The sequence below is a fragment of the Segatella copri genome (assembly GCF_002224675.1).
Lineage (GTDB): Bacteria > Bacteroidota > Bacteroidia > Bacteroidales > Bacteroidaceae > Prevotella > Prevotella copri_U.
The window spans coordinates 1-17,796 of record NZ_NMPZ01000023.1; the positions used below are offsets into that span (position 1 = coordinate 1).

Below are 17,796 nucleotides of genomic sequence, written 5' to 3' on the forward strand. Positions count from 1 at the left end.
TTATCACAAGTGATTTCTGCCTTTGGATTGATGCGTTTGAGCAATTCGCTGGCTGGCTCGTCATTCGGGTCTTGCGGTACAAGTTTGCCATGAATAGCGAGGTCGAGGATTTTGGACTTTGCTTGAATAATTATTTTCTTCAAATCAGATTTTCCACTTTCAACAACATTTACAAACAACATCCAACGCTCAATCTCTGAAACGATTCGCTTTTGTTCTTCTAATGGTGGCAAAGGAAAGGCTATTTTTGAAAAATTGCCCTTATTCAGTATCGGTAATGTTGTTGCAGAAGCATTACTCTTAATTTCATTCTGCATGTATTCTGACACACACGCATAATATAAGAAATAAGGAATGATGCTCTTGGTTGGGACGATAGCATTTATCTGCTGATTACATGAGCCTTCTACGGAAATTAAACCTGTTTTTCCTATAGTAGCACCTATACATGTTACCAAAACAGTATTCGCTGGCAATTTTCGAGAAGACTCAAATCCTAATTGACTAAGTTTGTCATTTGAAAACTTTGTATCAATACCTTGCTCTAAATCCGTAGGCTTAAAGAAAGGAATATTGCCACCATAATACTCTTTATTATCTTTAGATGGAGTATTACCTGTAGTAATTTCTCCGATTTCTCCCAATGTCGTCCACTTCCACCCCTTCGGCAGTTCAAACGGATAATGCGGCTTATCAGAAGTTAAATATATTGCATAAAGCTGCTGCCAGATTCTAAAAACAGAAACAAAGCATAGACACAGATAAGTTTATCATCCCTCCTTAATTATCCACTCGCTGACAGTACGCTGAGTGCTATCATAAATCACAGCAAGAAGCTTCTCCATACTAATCTTCACCTCCTGGTTAGGATACAAACAAAGAAATAGCATCTATCCGATTACGCGCACATAAAAGTTTTTTCTACAAAAAAGTATCATAGTCTCATTTTTCGCTGGAAAATCCATATTATATTACTGATATATTGATATTTACATTCAATGAGACTTCCCGCAAAAAGTAGAAAGAAGTATCATGGAAGTATCATGAAATGCTATAGAAGTATCATTAAAGACTGCACGATGCACGCGAAAAAGCAGTTTAAACAGCGCAAAAAGATAGTTTAAACAGCGCAAAGACCCTAAAGAATATTGCCCAAAAACGAGTCCGATATTTGGGCACTCGTTGCCCACGCTATGGGCAATAGTTGCCCAGCACACGGTCTGCCGATGCCCACGTGGTGGGCTGCGGATGCCCGTGTGACGGGCACAAACAGACCAACCGGAGGGCATAGAGAGACCAACTGATGAACTGAAAAAGTAGACACATTACCGTGACTTATCCTGATTATATTGGCACCACTATCTGCACTTTTCCCAATTTTCCATCATTATAGAGAAGAAATAGGGTTAAAAAAGCCAATGAGACTTCAATGAGACTTCAATGAGACTTCTCGGCTCAAAAACCGAGAAGTCTCATTTTTATTATTTTCTTATATATCAAGTATTTAAGCCTCATTTTTCAAGCAAAAATGAGACTTTGATACTTTTTTCGAGAAAAAAAACTTTTTCACGTAGGCAATCGATGCCCGTAAAATTTTCACGTAGGCAACCGAAGCCTAAAACATGAAGATTATTCGATGATGATACCGCCATTAGGCTGAATCACAACCTTTGCCTTACCATTCTTTCCAACCTTCAATGCCTTCTTGACAGAAGTGAAGAACTTCTCGCCCTTCTTCTTTGGCTGGTCGGTGATATAAGTCACCGTCTTACCAGCAAACATCGGCAAATCCAGGGTCAGAGCAAGAGGCTTGTCTGTAGCATTCAGTCCGCCCACGAACCATCTGCCGGCAGTAAGCGCTGCACCTGAACCATTCTCTACACTCGACTTGCGAGCCACTACAGCATACTTGGTAGGATAACCGGCAATAAACTTGGTATCCTCCCATGCTGTTGGTACATTCTTGAGCCAATCCAACTCCCACTGCGGTACATCCTGCAAATTGTTAGGATAGAGACAGATGCAGTTTACGCTGCTCTGATTGGTGATGGCTGTAGCCATCTCAAATACATCGCTGGTATAACGCTGGTGGCGGCTCTTGTTATCCTTAGAGAAATACTTGTTCATCATCACACCACCCCAGTCGAAGCTGGCTACGGCATTTCTTGAGAACGGATGCATCGTCATCTCGAAGGCCTCTTTCTTGGCATGATAATCCGTGAAATATACGTTCTCAGAAGCCAGGGCAGCCTCGCTCGATACATAGTTAGGATACATACGCTCCCAGCCACGTGGCATGGTACAGCCATGGAAGATTACCTCCAAGCCATAATCGTTGGCATCGCTGAGGATATCCTCATAGAGCTTCATCGTCTCCTGCTTGTCGCCACCGAAGAAATCCACCTTGATACCTACCACGCCAATCTTCTTCATCCAAGCCATCTCCTTCTTGCGGGCGATGGAATTGTTCATAATCTGACGAGGAGTCTGAGGAGCATCATTCTCGAAACCGTTGGAATTGTACCAGAGCATCAGGCTTACCTTCTTGCTCTTGGCATACTTGCTCAACTCTTCGATGCGCTTTCTGCCTATCTGCTTGTCCCACAAGGCATCCACCAATACGGCTTCATACTCCTGAGCAGCAGCAACATCTATCATCTTCACCTGATCATCATAGTTGACAGAGTTATCCTGCCAGATGAGCCAGCTCCAGGTATAGCGGGAAGGCTTGTAGGTCTGGGATGCCTCATACAAAGGCTCTACCACATCGTAAGGGATGGTAGTTTCTACGACAGGAGCCAGCGAAGAACCTACGGTAATGGTCCGCCAAGGAGTCTCGCCCGGCAATGGGATGCCGGCAAATTCAGAACCGATGCCATTGTTCTCACCCTTCTGAGGGAAGGCTACGGTATAGCCCTTGCCTGGCTCGTAATCAGAAAGACGACTGCCTGGATAAGCGCTCGACACACCGGTTTCGCTGACCAGTACCCATCCATCGTTTCCTACCTTGAAGAGACAAGGAAAAGTATAGCCTACACCGAACTGTGACTTCACGTTCATCGGAGCATCCGGAGTATATTCCTCCTCATAAGATGGCTTGGTGCGCTCCCAACCGGTCATCGGAGTAATCTGAGGACAGAGGAAGGTAGTGGTCTTCTCCGGGAAATTGAATCCACTCACCTCATTATAGATAATCACCGACTTAGGATTATCCTTCTTAGGACGGCTCATCTCATACTTGTAGGCGAGGTCGTTGTTGCTTACATGAAGATGGAGGGTCATGGAATCCTTCTTACTGTTGAGGAAACCGATGGTAGCATCCACCACATCCTTCTGGATATCACTCTTCTTGATGCGGGTCATCTTATAGGCAAGCGGCTTCACTTCCCCACCCTTTAGGATGCCCATGGTGAGATCCTTTGAGAAATCACCATAATTGGCAACCAGACCGAGCGCCGAAGTTCCCAGCATCTGCTTGCCATTGTAATCTACCGTGTAGGAAGCCTTGCCTCCCTCACAAGCAACATTCACCACCAATTTACCATCTGGCGACTTCACTGTATAGTTGTTAGCCTGCATACCCAAAGCAGCAAGCAACAAAATACCAGCGATACTCATTTTTTGCTTCATATTATTTTCTTCTTAGGTTTGATTTATTTTAATGCCTGCAAAGATAAGCAAAATCCAGAAGAAAGAGGAGAAGAATCATTAAAAATTTGACACTTTTCGCTAATTTAAAGGGATTTAATGACAAAAAGCCCCGACATCACGTCGAGGCTTTTGAATTTTTGAATGTTTCAGCATTCAGACATGTCGATTCCTGCGTTCGCAAATACCGATTTCCGCCCCGTAGCCTTGCGGTCCCTTTCATAAAAAAAACATAATTTTCACCTTATATATATAATAAGAGCATTTTTTTTATTATCTTTGCACCTATAATAATACGTACGTAAAGAATGAAAGAATTTGTAATATCAGAAGTCAAGGCGGAAACCGCTGTGCTGGTGGGTCTTATTACCAAGACACAGGACGAAGCCAAGACCAAGGAATATCTCGACGAGTTGGAATTTCTTGCAGATACCGCAGGCGCCGTCACCGTGAAGCGATTCACGCAGAAGGTGGTGTCGCCAAACCAGACCACCTATGTGGGAAAGGGTAAGCTGGAGGAAATCAAGCAATACATCAAGGACGAGGAAGAAGAAGACAGAGAAGTAGGTATGGTGATCTTCGATGATGAACTCTCAGCCAAGCAAATCCGAAATATCGAGCAGGAATTGCAGGTGAAGATTCTCGACCGTACTTCACTCATCCTCGACATCTTCGCCATGCGTGCCCAGACTGCTGCTGCCAAGACGCAGGTAGAGCTGGCACAATACCGCTACATGCTGCCAAGACTGCAGCGACTCTGGACTCACCTGGAGCGCCAGGGTGGTGGTTCAGGTTCCGGTGGCGGAAAGGGATCGGTAGGTCTGCGTGGACCGGGTGAGACCCAGCTCGAGATGGACCGCCGTATCATCCTCGGCAGAATGAGCCTGCTCAAGGAGCGACTCGCAGAAATAGACAAGCAGAAGACTACCCAGCGCAAGAACCGCGGAAGAATGATCCGCGTGGCTCTCGTGGGCTATACCAACGTAGGAAAATCCACCATCATGAACCTGCTCAGCAAGAGCGAGGTGTTTGCAGAGAACAAGCTCTTTGCTACCCTCGATACCACCGTGAGAAAGGTGGTGGTAGATAACCTGCCATTCCTCCTTGCCGACACCGTAGGATTCATCCGCAAGCTGCCTACCGACCTGGTGGATTCCTTCAAGAGCACCCTGGATGAGACCCGTGAGGCAGACCTCCTGCTGCACGTGGTGGATATCTCCCACCCAGACTTCGAGGAGCAGATCCAGGTAGTGGAAAAGACCCTGGAGGAAATAGGATGCTCCGACAAGCCTTCGATGATCATCTTCAACAAGATAGACAACTACTCCTGGGTGGAGAAGGAGGAAGACGACCTCACTCCGATGGAGAAGGAGAACATCCCGCTGGAAGATCTCAAGAAAACCTGGATGGCAAAGCTCAACGACGACTGTCTCTTCATCTCTGCAAAGAACAAGGAGAACATCGACGAGTTCCGAGAGGTGCTATATAAAAAGGTAAGAGAACTGCACGTACAGAAGTATCCATACAACGACTTCCTGTACCAGGATTACGAATAATTCCCTAAAAACATATCAACAATGAATGACTACAGATCTCTGACCTCCGAGGAAATCGAGGTACTCAAGAGCAACGACTGCTGGGCAGAAGACTGGACTTCAATCAATGTTTCAGAAGACTTCAAGCCCAACTACATGCATCGCGTGATGCTCTATGGCGAGGTAAACATCGGTGCCTTCAACAAGAATGTGGAGGTGAGCCAAGGCTTCGTAAAGCATTCCGGCATCAACAATGCCACCCTGAGAAACGTAACCATCGGAGACGACTGTCTCATCGAGAACGTGGGCAACTTCATCAATAACTACTCCATTGGTGATGACTGCTACATCTCCAACATCTCTACGATGGAAACCACCGAGGGCGCTACCTTCGGCGAGGGTAACCTGGTGAGCGTGCTCAACGAGGTGGGCGAAGGAAACGTGATTCTCTTCTCCGACCTCAACAGTCAGCTGGCTGCCTTCATGGTGAAGCATTCCTCCGACAAGGAACTGAAGGAGAACATCCGACAGCTCATCAAGACCGACATCGAGAACAAGGCGCCGGAAAGAGGACAGATTGGCAGCAACGTGAAGATTGTGAACACCAAGGAGATTACCAACTGCGTAATCAACGACCTCTGCGAGGTAAACGGTGCTTCACGACTCAGCGACTGTACGCTGCTCGGTTCGGTTCACGGCAACGTATATATCGGCACGGGAGTCATCATCGAGAACTCCATCATCGCCGAGGGTTCCAGCGTAATCAACAGCGTGAAGATACAGGACTGCTTCGTAGGCGAAGCCTGCCAGCTGAGCAACGGATTCACAGCCTCAGCCTCCGTATTCTTTGCCAACAGCTATATGAGCAACGGTGAGGCGTGCGCCGCCTTCTGTGGTCCATTCACAGCATCGCATCACAAGAGCAGTCTGCTTATCGGCGGAATGTTCTCATTCTATAATGCCGGTTCAGCCACCAACTTCAGCAACCATGCCTACAAAATGGGTCCTATGCACTGGGGCATCCTGGAGCGTGGTTCGAAGACAGCCAGCGGTGCCTACCTGTTGATGCCAGCCACCCTGGGTTCGTTCTCAGTATGCTTCGGCAAGCTGATGCACCACCCTAACACCCGCAACCTGCCATTCGCCTATCTGATAGCCGATGGCGACAAGATGTTCCTCATCCCAGGCAGAAACATCACCACCGTGGGCTTGTACCGCGACATCAAGAAATGGCCGAAGCGCGACCTCCGTGCACAGGAAAACCGCAAGAGCATTGTCAACTTCGACTGGCTCTCTCCTTTCTCCGTGGGCGAAATTCTGAAGGGCAAGAAGATTCTGGAGAGTCTCCGCGAGGTAACGGGCGACAACGTATCGCAGTATCTCTATCACGAGTACATCATCCCTGCCACATCGCTCCACAAGGGCATCAAATACTACGACATCGCCTTGAGAATCTATATGGGTGCCGTGCTGAAGCGAGTTTTGAAGCGCGACCCTTCCATCACCCCTCCTACCACGGAGATAGGAACCAGCGACTGGGATGACCTCTCCGGACTCCTCCTGCCGGTTAGCGAGGAAGAGCGCATCATCTCCGACCTGAAGGATGGAACCATCGAAACCATCCAGGAGCTCATCAGCCGCTTCGAGGAGATTGATGCCAACTATCGCGAATATCAGTGGGCATGGACCTACAAGATGATCTGCGACTACTACCACATCTCCGAGATTACCCTGGAGGATGCCAACCGCATCCACGAGGACTACATCAAGGCACGCCGTTCCTGGATTGCGGAAATCAAGAAGGATGCCGAGAAGGAGTATGCCATGGGCGATGTGGAGGAAGAGGTTTACAGAAACTTCGTCAACAGTCTGGACCAGGAAGTGGAATACGAGAATTAATTCATAATGAAGAATTAACAATTTATAATTTAAAATGAAGATCAAGCACGTTTTGCTGGCAGCTGTCCTGATGGGCAGCATCAGCGCCACAGCTAAGGATTATCATTACACCACCATCCCCGGTGATGCGATGAAGACACGCATCTATACCCTCGACAACGGTCTGACGGTGTATATGTCAGTCAACAAGGAAAAGCCTCGTCTGCAGGCTAATATCGCCGTCAAGACAGGTTCCAGAAACGACCCTGCCGAAACAACCGGTCTTGCCCACTATCTGGAGCACCTGATGTTCAAGGGAACCCAGAAGTTCGGTACCATCGACCACGCCAAGGAGAAGCCTTATCTCGACGAAATCACACGCCGATATGAGAGCTACCGCAAGCTGACCGACCCTGCACAGCGCAAGCAGGCTTATCACGAAATCGACTCGGTTTCGCAGCTGGCAGCCAAGTACAACATCCCGAACGAGTACGACAAGCTGATGTCGAGCATCGGAAGCCAGGGCACCAACGCCTATACTTCCAACGACGTGACCTGCTATGTGGAGAACATCCCGAACAACGAGATTGAGAACTGGGCAAAGGTACAGAGCGACCGATTCCAAAACATGGTGATCCGCGGTTTCCATACCGAGCTGGAGGCTGTATACGAGGAGAAGAACATCTCTATGGCTAGCGACAACGACAAGGAGTTTGCTGCCCTCTGGAAGCTTCTCACCCCTACCCATCCTTACGGTACCCAGACCACCATCGGTGAGCAGGAACATCTCAAGAACCCTAGCATCATCAACATCCAGAACTACTTCCACCGCTACTATGTACCTAACAATGTGGCTATCTGTCTGGCAGGTGATTTCGACCCAGACCAGACCATTGCCATCATCGACAAATACTTCGGTTCATGGAAGAAGAGCGACAACCTCACCCGTCCTGAGTTCAGCCTGCAGCCGGACATTACTGCCGTCAAGGATACTGCCGTAGTGGGCAAGGAAGCTGAAAACGTGATGCTCGCCTGGAAATTCAAGGGTGCCAACGACAAGGAGAGCGATATCCTCGATGTCATCGAAGATATGCTTTCCAACGGTAAGGCTGGACTGATGGAGGTTGACCTGGAGCAACAGATGAAGCTGGCTTCTGCCGGAGCCTTCGTCTACGGCCTGCACGACTATTCTGCCTTCATCCTTGCCGGTAATCCTAACAAGGGTCAGAAGCTGGAAGAGGTACGCAGCCTCATGCTCCAGGAGATGGCGAAGCTGCGCCGTGGAGAATTCGACAACGACCTCCTGCCTTCAGTCATCGCCAACAAGAAGCTGAACTTCTACAGAGGTCTCGACAGCAATGACAACCGTGCCAGCATCATGGTAGATGCCTTCATCAACGACGAGAAATGGGAAGACGTAGCCAGCAAGCTGGAGCGTCAGAGCAAGCTGACCAAGCAGGACATCGTGGATTTCGCCAACAAATATCTGCGCGACGACAACTTCATCTGCGTCTACAAGCAAATGGGCGAGGATACTACCCTGAAGAAGATTGAGAAGCCTGCCATCACTCCTATTCCGGCAAACCGCGAGTATGAGAGTGCTTTCGTCAAGGAAATCAAGAACGCCCAGGTGCCTGAAATCCAGCCTCAGTTCCTCGATTTCAAGAAGGACCTTACCGTAGGAAAGACCAGCAGGAAGCTGCCTCTCGTATACAAGCAGAACACCCAGGACGACCTCTTCAACCTCGTATTCCGCTACGAGTTCGGCGATGAGGATGATATCCGCTACAGCTATGCAGCCCAGTATCTCGACTATATCGGAACCGACAAGAAGAGCGTTTCTGCCATCAAGCAGGCTTTCTACAAGCTGGCTTGCAACTTCAGCATCGCCCAGGGTTCCAAGACTCTGCAGATCAGCCTCAACGGTCTGAACGAGAACCTTCCTGCAGCTCTCCGGCTGACGGAGGAAATCCTGCACCATGCCAAGGCAGACAAGACCTCATGGAACCAGTTCATCGACCTCATCGAGAAGCAACAGCAGGATGCCAAGACCAACCAGATGTCAAACTTCAGCTATCTCTGGGACTACAGCACCTACGGTGCCTACAACCCAACCCGCAACGCCATCAAGACCGCTGACCTGCGCAAGATGGATCCTCAGGAGCTGGTCAACCTTCTGGGCGGACTGAACAACATAGAGCACACCGTTGCCTACTATGGTCCTTACAGCGAGAAGCAGCTCAACGCCCTGCTCGCCAAGGAGCACAAGACAGCCAAGAAGCTTGCTGCCGTTCCTGAGGGCAAGGAGTACAAGATGGAAGAAATCAAGCAGAACGAGATTTATATCGCTCCTTACGATGCCAAGAACATCTATCTGCGCTCCTACCAGAACACCGGAAAGAAGAGCGATGTGAAGGACGGTGCCCTGATTTCTCTCTTCAATGAGTATTATGGTGGCGGCATGAATACCATCGTCTTCCAGGAGCTTCGTGAGACCCGCGGTCTGGCTTACAATGCCGGTGCAGCCTACTACACTCCAGTTCGCAAGGACGAGAAGGATTACTTCATGCGTCACATCATCACCCAGAACGACAAGATGATGGACTGCATCCACGTCTTCGATGAGATTACCGACAATCTCCCACAGAACGAGGCTTCCTTCAATCTTGCCAAGCAGAACCTGATGAAGTCTATCCAGAGCCGTCGCGTTACCAAGGCTGGCGTCATCAACGCATACTTCAATGCCAAACTGATGGGCATCGACTATGATGTAACCAAGCTCTATTACGAGCAGCTCCCTTCACTCACCCTGCAGGACATCACGAACTTCGAGAAGCAGAATATCGTAGGCAAGCCATACCGCATGGTGATCCTCGGTGATGAGAAGAATCTCGATATGAAGAGCCTGGAGAAGATTGCGCCAATCAAGCGTCTCTCTCAAGAGGAAATCTTCGGCTATTAAATAGGAAAAAGAATATATTGAATATTTCAACAGTTTAAAATAACAAAAAAACATTATGGCAAAAACTCCAGATTTTAAGTATGCTCCAATGTTCCAGATTGGAGAGGACAAGACAGAGTATCGCCTTATCTCTAAGGAAGGCGTAAGCACAGCAGAGTTCGAGGGTAAGACTATCCTCAAGGTTTCCAAGGAAGCTCTTACTTTGCTGGCACAGCAGGGTTTCCACGACGTAGAGTTCAAGCTCCGTCGTGAGCACAACCTCCAGGTGGCTAAGATCCTCAGCGACCCAGAGGCTTCAGAGAACGACAAGTACGTAGCTCTCCAGTTCCTTCGCAATGCAGAGACTGCCGTCAAGGGCATTCTCCCATTCTGCCAGGATACAGGTACTGCTATCATCCACGGCGAGAAGGGTCAGCGCGTATGGACTGACTTCGAGGACGAAGAGGCTTTGAGCCTGGGTGTTTACAACACCTTTACACAGGACAACCTCCGCTATTCCCAGAACGCTCCTCTCAACATGTATGATGAGGTGAACACCCGTTGCAACCTGCCTGCCCAGATCGATATCGAGGCTACAGAGGGCGACGAGTACCGCTTCGTAATGGTAGCCAAGGGTGGTGGCTCTGCCAACAAGACTTACTTCTACCCTATGACCAAGGCTACTATCCAGAATGAGGGTACACTGCTCCCATTCCTCGTAGAGAAGATGAAGAGCCTGGGTACAGCTGCATGTCCTCCTTACCACATCGCCTTCGTTATCGGCGGTACTTCTGCTGAAAAGAACCTCCTTACCGTGAAGCTGGCTTCTATCAAGTACTATGATGAGTTGCCTACAACAGGTGATGAGACTGGCCGTGCCTTCCGTGACATCGACTTGGAGAACAAGCTCCTCGAAGAGGCTCACAAGATTGGCTTGGGTGCACAGTTCGGCGGTAAATATCTGGCTCACGATATCCGTGTCATCCGTCTGCCTCGTCACGGTGCAAGCTGCCCTATCGGTATGGGTGTAAGCTGCTCTGCCGACCGTAACATCAAGGCTAAGATCAACAAGGACGGTATCTGGTTGGAGAAGATGGATGAGAACCCAACAGAGTTGATTCCTGAGGAGCTCCGCAACCCAGGTGAGGGTACCAAGGGTATCGAGATTGACCTCGACAAGGGTATCGACGCAGTTCGTGCTGAGTTGAGCAAGTATCCAGTAAGCACCCGTGTAAACCTGAAGGGTACCATCATCGTGGCTCGTGACATCGCTCACGCCAAGCTCAAGGCTCGCTTGGATGCTGGCGAGGAGATGCCAGAGTACTTCAAGAACCACCCTATCCTCTATGCAGGACCAGCCAAGACTCCAGAGGGCTATCCATGTGGATCTATGGGACCTACCACAGCCAACCGTATGGACCCATACGTAGATGAGTTCCAGGATCACGGCGCCAGCCTGGTAATGATTGCCAAGGGTAACCGTGGTGATGTTGTTACAGAGGCCTGCAAGAAGCACGGTGGTTTCTACCTCGGAACTATCGGTGGTGTAGCTGCCGTTCTCTCTAAGAGTTCTATCAAGAGCATCGAGTGTGTAGAATACCCTGAGCTCGGTATGGAGGCAATCTGGAAGATTACCGTAGAGGACTTCCCTGCATTCATCCTCGTAGATGACAAGGGCAACGACTTCTTCAAGCAGTTGAAGCCTTGGACTCCTTGCAAGGAATGCCAGAAGTAATGACGCAGACATTATCATATAAAAAAGCTCAGGGCCATCAGCCTTGAGCTTTTTTCTTTATCTGTATTTCTTTTAAAGATCCTTTTACCTTTTTACTTTTTTACCTTTAAATTATTCTTCACTGATAAACTGCTTTTTCATAATTCCATGTTTTCCTAAAAAAAATAGAGCTGCTATCTACTCTTCACAAGCAGATAGCAGCTAATCAATCAACATTAAACCTTTATATCAACTATTCACTAAAAACCAACAATTCAAACTAATACTTACTGACCAAATGGGGAGCCTTACAATGTATATTCCTCAGGAATCTGAGGCATTGCACCATTCTGGGTACAAACGTATGCACTCACCTTAACGGCAAGCTCGTGTGCCTCCTGGATGCTCTTACCCTTCAGGATGCTGGCGCAGAAAGTACCGGTGAAGCTATCGCCTGCACCTACGGTATCAGCCACCTCAACCTTTGGAGTCTCCTGGAATGACTTCACACCCGGAGCGAAGACATAGCTGCCGTTTACACCACAGGTCAATACGAGCATATCGAGATTGTACTTGCCGAGAATCAACCAGCACTTGTTCTCGATATCCAAACCTGGATAACCGAAGAGGCGGCCGATGGTAATCAACTCCTCATCGTTAATCTTCAACACATTGCAGCGCTTCAAACTCTCGGTAATCACCTCAGGAGTATAGAAGTTCTGACGAAGATTGATGTCGAAAATCTTCAGACAATCCTCTGGAGTATGATCGAGGAACTGATAGATGGTCTTGCGGCTAACCTCACTGCGCTGAGCCAGAGAGCCCCAGCAAACAGCACCAGCATTGGCAGCAATCTCCTTGATATCATCAGTGAATGGGATATTATCCCAAGCCACACCCTGCTTGATATCGTATGTAGGAACACCCTCCTTGTCGAGCTGCACCTGAACTGTACCTGTAGGGAATTCTACCTCAGGCATCACATACTTCAGCTTCTTCTCATCGAGCAGGCGGAGAGCTGTTTCGCCCAGGACATCCTTGCCCACAGCACTGACAGCTACAGAATGCAGACCATGCTGACCAGCGTGGTAAGCGAAATTGGCAGGAGCACCGCCGAGTTGAGAACCAGTAGGGAGAACGTCAAAAAGAATCTCACCTAAACCTACACAATATTTTGTATTCAAATTCTTTGTTTCCATAATTACACCTTATCTATATATAGTATAAACGATTACGAATGAAGATTATTATAACTTTCTGATATAAGTGAAGAGATAAACAACTCCCACAGCCATGACTGCCACGGCACCTACCTGACCGAAGGTATCGCTGGCGAATCCCATGAACAATGGGAAGATGGTACCACCAAAGAGTCCCATAATCATCAATCCGCTCACCTCATTCTTCTTATCAGGCAAAGCAAGCAGCGCCTGAGAGAAAATCATGGAAAAGACGTTAGAGTTGCCGTATCCCACGAGGGCAATAGCGATGTAGAGCACTATATGGTTTGTTCCTACCCACATGCCTATCATACTCAAAGCCATCATCACCACACTGATGATGAAGAAAGTGCGGGTCTTCATCATACGGAGGAAGGCAGTACCAGTGAAACATCCGATGGTACGGAAGATGAAATAGAGCGATGTGGCGAAAGCAGCATCATTAAGACTCCATCCCAAGCGCTCCATCAGAATCTTAGGAGCTGTGGTATTGGTACCCACATCAATACCCACATGGCACATGATTCCTATGAAAGAAAGTAATACGATTGGCTTACCAAGCAACTTCAGACAATCCATAAAGCCCGAAGCTCCTCCATCCTGCTTCTCCTCGGTGATAGGTGTGCCAGCCAGAAAGAAGGTGGCAGCAATACCGATAACCAAATAGATTGGGAAGAGAATGCGCCAGCCCAGACCGAAAGTTGGAATGCTTGCCATGGCACCCCACATGGCAATGTATGGTGCCAGGAAGGAAGCTATCGCCTTGACAAACTGACCGAAGGTCAATGTGGATGCCAGGTTCTGACCTGATGTCACCACTGATACCAGAGGGTTCAGGGAGGTCTGCATCAAGGCATTTCCGATGCCGAGCAATGAGAATGACACGAGCATAAGCTCAAAGTTTTCGCCGAAAATGGGCAAAAGGAGTGAGATGACGGTAACGAGCAAAGACAGGACTACTGTCTTCTTCCTACCGATCTTATTCATCAGTATTCCAGTTGGAACCGAGAATATCAAAAACCAGAAGAATACCAATGAAGGGAACAGATTGGCTGTCGAATCATTGAGGTTGAGATCTTCCTTCACGTAGTTGGAGGCGATGCCTACCAAATCTACAAATCCCATGGCGAAGAAACAGAGCATCACCGGGATGATTGTTAATTTTGATGATTTATTCATAATTGTTAGCGTTATTGCTTCTTTTTACAGGTGCAAAGGTAGCGACAAACGATACAATATATCATAAAATATCGTTCATCAGCTACCATTTATGTTGCATTGTTACATCAGTAACACTCTTAGAAACAATTATCTTATAGATTCAGTTCTTAACAGATGAGGTTACTTGATGTCGTAAATCTGATACTTACCCATTCCCTTTACAGTAACCTTGTTGTAAGGCTTGCTTGGGAACACGAGATTGGTCATAGACATCTTGCCATCAGCATCCAGTGCCTCGATACTGCTCTTGTCGATGAAGATGCGCAGCTGGCTGATATTGCCATAGGTTGGAGCCTTGGTGACTGCAGCGAAGTCCTTGCTGAAATCCATCTTACCGCTCTTGGTTCTATCCATTGAGAAAGTCTCTGCCTTGGCATCGTAGTTCATCACTACCTTCTCGCCCTTGTCGTTGCTCAAAGTGATAGTAGCATTTCCCTTCAGGTTCACCACCATCTCGCAAGATTCTGTGAGTTTCTTGCCTGCCTTCTTGCTTCTTGCTGCTGTCATCTCAGGAGATGGAACCACGCTGCAATAAGTTTCACCCTTATACTCGAAGAGACCTAAGTCGCGAGGAATAGAGTTGCCTGAACGGTACTGCTGGGTAGGAACCTGGTTGGCATACTGCCAGTTGCTCATCCAGGCGATAGCCACACGGCGACCGTTTGGAGCATTATCAAAGGAAACTGTGGCATAGTGGTCCTTACCGTAATCCATCCACTTGGTAACCTCAGGCTTACTGTCGCAAGTAAACTTATGACCGTCGAAATCACCGATGAAATACTGGGTAGCAGAACCTCCGGAAGGTCCACCAGGATTGATGTTGCAGATAAGCATCCACTTCTCCTTACCGGTGCCACGAACCTTCATCTTCATCAAGTCTGGGCATTCCCAGACACCGCCATGGTTGCCATACTTCTCACCGAAAGAGCTTTCGTATTTCCAGTCCTTCAAGTTATCTGAAGAATAGATTTCCATGTGCTGACCAACCGCCATGATCATATTCCATTTCTTGATGTCCTCGTTCCAGAACATGTGAGGGTCACGGAAATCAGGCACATTGCTGGTGATGATCGGATTTCCCTCATATTTGGTAAAGGTCTTGCCATTATCTGTGCTGTAAGCCATGCTCTGTGTCTGGTTCTCACCAGCCGAAGTATAAAGTGCAACCACAGCATCCTTTCCGAAACCCGAGGTATTGTTCTTGTCAACCACGGCAGAACCACTGAAGATAGTACCTACAGCATCAGGCTGGATAGGAGTACCCTGGAACTTCCAATGTACCAAGTCGGTGGAAGTAGAATGTCCCCAGGTCATATTCTCCCACTGTGATCCATAAGGATTATACTGGAAATAGAGATTCCATACGCCATCCTTATAGAACATACCATTAGGGTCGTTCATCCATCCGTAAGCAGGAGTGTGATGGAAAACTGGGCGATACTGTTCACGATTCTTCATATCGAAAGAATCAGAGAACTTCATGTTCTCCCAGCAAGTGAGGGCGTTCAAACCCTCCTTGCTATAATCGCCGTTTACATGGATATCGAGAGCCAGGCCCTTCAAACCGGCAAACTCATTCATATAGAGAGGCACGTAATAATCTACGTGGTCTTTAGCCAACTTCACATTGAAGGCTTTCACCTGCTTGTTGTCAGCTATCACCTTAATATTGGCTATCTCTGCATTTTCCTGCACAGGGAGCAAGAGACACTTCTGGTTCTGACTCTCCTGGCTGATGCGATAGAGACAGTGGTTATTGCTCAAGAAGGAAGCCTGCTGGGCATAACTGGCGGTAAAACCGCAAAGAGCGACAAGCGCTGAAATAAATATCTTTTTCATTGTCTAATTATCTAATTATCTAAAAATACCGATGGTAATTACTCGTATCCCTTATTCTGCTTATAAAGACCAGGAATGTAATACAGCTGGTTATATGGAACCGGATAGAACTCGTTCTTGCCTGGAGTAAACTTGGCATCCTTCAGGTATTGAGCGTATGTCTGCTCTCCATACTTATCGTTCTGCTCTGATGCAAAATACTTGTTCAATGTCTCAGAAGCAATGCCCCAGCGGCGCAGGTCGAAGAAACGGCCGTTCTCCATAGCCATCTCCAGGCGACGTTCCCAGCGCAGGCACTTTCTTGCGGTCTCCTTATCCTGGAAATAAGACTCCGGATAGAGGGCTATATCACATTGATCCTTGGCATATTCAATATGCTTATCCACAGAATTTTTGGCTCTCTGACGGATATCGTTGATGATGGTACGAGCCTCAGCCAGACGGTCCAACTCTATCAAAGCCTCAGCACGCATCAACATAATGTCGCTATAACGGAGCACATAGTCGTTCATCGCAAACGCCTGCCAAGAGCCATTGTAAGTTTCACCCTTTGAACGCTGTGGTACTTCCTTCAGAGAGGTATAGTAACCGTAAACGTTTGGTGTACGAGAGTTGGCTGTAGTCATCGTGTATTCTGACTCATATTTATATGGGAAGGTAGGCATTCCTACAGTATGGAACAAACGTGGATCCCATTTCTGACTATTAGGCTCACCATTTACAGGATAATCACAAGTCTTGTTGTAGTCATCAAACTCAGGAAGTCCGTTCTTGGTCTTGAAGGCATTCACCAGGTCCTGTGAAGGCTTGTGGAAATCCCATCCGCAAGACCACATACCCCAACAGCCATTCAGCACGTTAGACCAGTTGCCACGTCCGAAGGTAGTATGGTCCTCGCTATAGTCGGAAGCCTGGACAGCAAAAACTGACTCCTTGCTGTTCTTATTGTCAGGCAGGAAGATGTCACCGAAGTCTGCCATGTAACCATAGTCAGAATTCTTCACCACATCAGTATATTCGACAACCTTCTGCATATACTCCTTATTAATATGGTCAACACCATCGGTTGCCTCATAGCCATCACCCCAGGCAATGGTAAGATAACACTTAGCCAGATAACCTGCGGCAGCAATCTTGTTGACACGACCGCCATCCTTCTGCTTAGCTGGAAGTACATCGTATGCTGTCTGGAAGTCGGCTATCACCTTCTTCCACAATTCCTCGTAAGTAAACTGAGTGTTTGATGTGCTCTCTGTTGCTTTATCCTCATAAACCTTCTCGTCTATCCAAGGAATCTGACGATACATGGTAAGTAACTTGAAATAGAAATGAGCACGGAGAAAACGAACCTCTGCCTCACGCTGCTTGGTTAGCTCAGCACCCAGTGTGCTCTCACCATTCTGTTGCAAAGAAACCAAGGCACGGTTGCAACGGGAAACAGCACAATAGAGACGATACCATAACTCGTCGAGTTCGCCCTTAGTAGAGGTCAAGGTACTCCAGATCTCCACATCGTGATAACCGGTGTCACCGGTACCACCGCCGCCCTTCAAACAATCGTCTGAAGAAAGGTCGCCGTATGGCCAAAGGTTGAATGGGTAAGAATACCAACAGTCGCCCAACATCGCATAGGCACTGTTTACCATCTTGTCCGGCTCGCTGAAAGCCTTGTCTTCATCAACCACAGCTGTTGGGGTGTAATCCAGGAAATCATCACAACTGGTGAATGTTCCTACCAGTGCTGCTGCAAGCACCATTGTATATAACTTTTTCATCTTAGAATTCTCTTTAAAAATATGA

The 17,796-nt window shown here is 47.8% G+C and carries 10 protein-coding genes; 4 read left to right on the forward strand and 6 right to left on the reverse strand.

The annotated features are described in order from the left end of the window. Positions 1–644, reverse strand: a 644-nt coding sequence (locus CFT61_RS12615; RefSeq protein WP_176425604.1) for a restriction endonuclease subunit S, incomplete at its 3' end; no start/stop codon positions are given. A 985-nt stretch (positions 645–1,629) separates the two neighbouring features. Continuing rightward, positions 1,630–3,630 carry a glycoside hydrolase family 97 protein gene (locus CFT61_RS12620; protein WP_089544779.1) on the reverse strand — a complete coding sequence of 667 codons (2,001 nt, stop codon included), beginning with the start codon at positions 3,628–3,630 and terminating at the stop codon, positions 1,630–1,632. A 326-nt stretch (positions 3,631–3,956) separates the two neighbouring features. On the opposite strand from CFT61_RS12620, the gene hflX reads away from it, so the two are divergent. Genes hflX through CFT61_RS12640 form a run of 4 tightly spaced genes read left to right on the forward strand, consistent with a single transcriptional unit; the run spans position 3,957 to position 11,737 of the window. Continuing rightward, on the forward strand, positions 3,957–5,204 hold the full coding sequence (hflX, locus tag CFT61_RS12625; RefSeq protein WP_089544780.1) for a GTPase HflX: 1,248 nt from the start codon (positions 3,957–3,959) through the stop codon (positions 5,202–5,204). A gap of 21 nt (positions 5,205–5,225) precedes the next feature. Continuing rightward, positions 5,226–7,082: a DUF4954 family protein gene (locus CFT61_RS12630; protein ID WP_089544781.1), complete on the forward strand. Its 1,857-nt coding sequence runs from the start codon at positions 5,226–5,228 to the stop codon at positions 7,080–7,082. A gap of 34 nt (positions 7,083–7,116) precedes the next feature. After that, positions 7,117–10,023, forward strand: a complete 2,907-nt coding sequence (locus tag CFT61_RS12635; protein ID WP_089544782.1) for a M16 family metallopeptidase — start codon at positions 7,117–7,119, stop codon at positions 10,021–10,023. 55 nt (positions 10,024–10,078) lie between these two features. After that, entirely contained in the window at positions 10,079–11,737 is a 1,659-nt protein-coding gene (locus tag CFT61_RS12640) for a fumarate hydratase (protein ID WP_089544783.1), read from the forward strand. A 287-nt stretch (positions 11,738–12,024) separates the two neighbouring features. On the opposite strand, the gene CFT61_RS12645 is transcribed toward CFT61_RS12640, so the two are convergent. From CFT61_RS12645 to CFT61_RS12660, 4 genes are all read right to left on the reverse strand, one after another. Further along, positions 12,025–12,915: a carbohydrate kinase family protein gene (locus CFT61_RS12645; protein ID WP_089544784.1), complete on the reverse strand. Its 891-nt coding sequence runs from the start codon at positions 12,913–12,915 to the stop codon at positions 12,025–12,027. 48 nt (positions 12,916–12,963) lie between these two features. Then, positions 12,964–14,115, reverse strand: coding sequence for an MFS transporter (locus CFT61_RS12650; protein ID WP_089544785.1), 1,152 nt, complete (start codon positions 14,113–14,115; stop codon positions 12,964–12,966). Between the two features lie 162 nt (positions 14,116–14,277). Then, positions 14,278–15,996 carry a DUF4980 domain-containing protein gene (locus CFT61_RS12655; RefSeq protein ID WP_089544786.1) on the reverse strand — a complete coding sequence of 573 codons (1,719 nt, stop codon included), beginning with the start codon at positions 15,994–15,996 and terminating at the stop codon, positions 14,278–14,280. Between the two features lie 38 nt (positions 15,997–16,034). Beyond that, positions 16,035–17,771 (reverse strand): RagB/SusD family nutrient uptake outer membrane protein, encoded by a 1,737-nt coding sequence (locus CFT61_RS12660; protein WP_089544811.1) that lies wholly within the window; start codon positions 17,769–17,771, stop codon positions 16,035–16,037. Positions 17,772–17,796: the final 25 nt, after the last annotated feature.

Coding starts and splice junctions, on each gene's coding strand:
- CFT61_RS12620 (WP_089544779.1), bottom strand. CDS start 3,630: ATGAAGCAAAAAATGAGTATCGCTGGTATTTTGTTGCTTGCTGCTTTG.
- hflX (WP_089544780.1), top strand. CDS start 3,957: ATGAAAGAATTTGTAATATCAGAAGTCAAGGCGGAAACCGCTGTGCTG.
- CFT61_RS12630 (WP_089544781.1), top strand. CDS start 5,226: ATGAATGACTACAGATCTCTGACCTCCGAGGAAATCGAGGTACTCAAG.
- CFT61_RS12635 (WP_089544782.1), top strand. CDS start 7,117: ATGAAGATCAAGCACGTTTTGCTGGCAGCTGTCCTGATGGGCAGCATC.
- CFT61_RS12640 (WP_089544783.1), top strand. CDS start 10,079: ATGGCAAAAACTCCAGATTTTAAGTATGCTCCAATGTTCCAGATTGGA.
- CFT61_RS12645 (WP_089544784.1), bottom strand. CDS start 12,915: ATGGAAACAAAGAATTTGAATACAAAATATTGTGTAGGTTTAGGTGAG.
- CFT61_RS12650 (WP_089544785.1), bottom strand. CDS start 14,115: ATGAATAAATCATCAAAATTAACAATCATCCCGGTGATGCTCTGTTTC.
- CFT61_RS12655 (WP_089544786.1), bottom strand. CDS start 15,996: ATGAAAAAGATATTTATTTCAGCGCTTGTCGCTCTTTGCGGTTTTACC.
- CFT61_RS12660 (WP_089544811.1), bottom strand. CDS start 17,771: ATGAAAAAGTTATATACAATGGTGCTTGCAGCAGCACTGGTAGGAACA.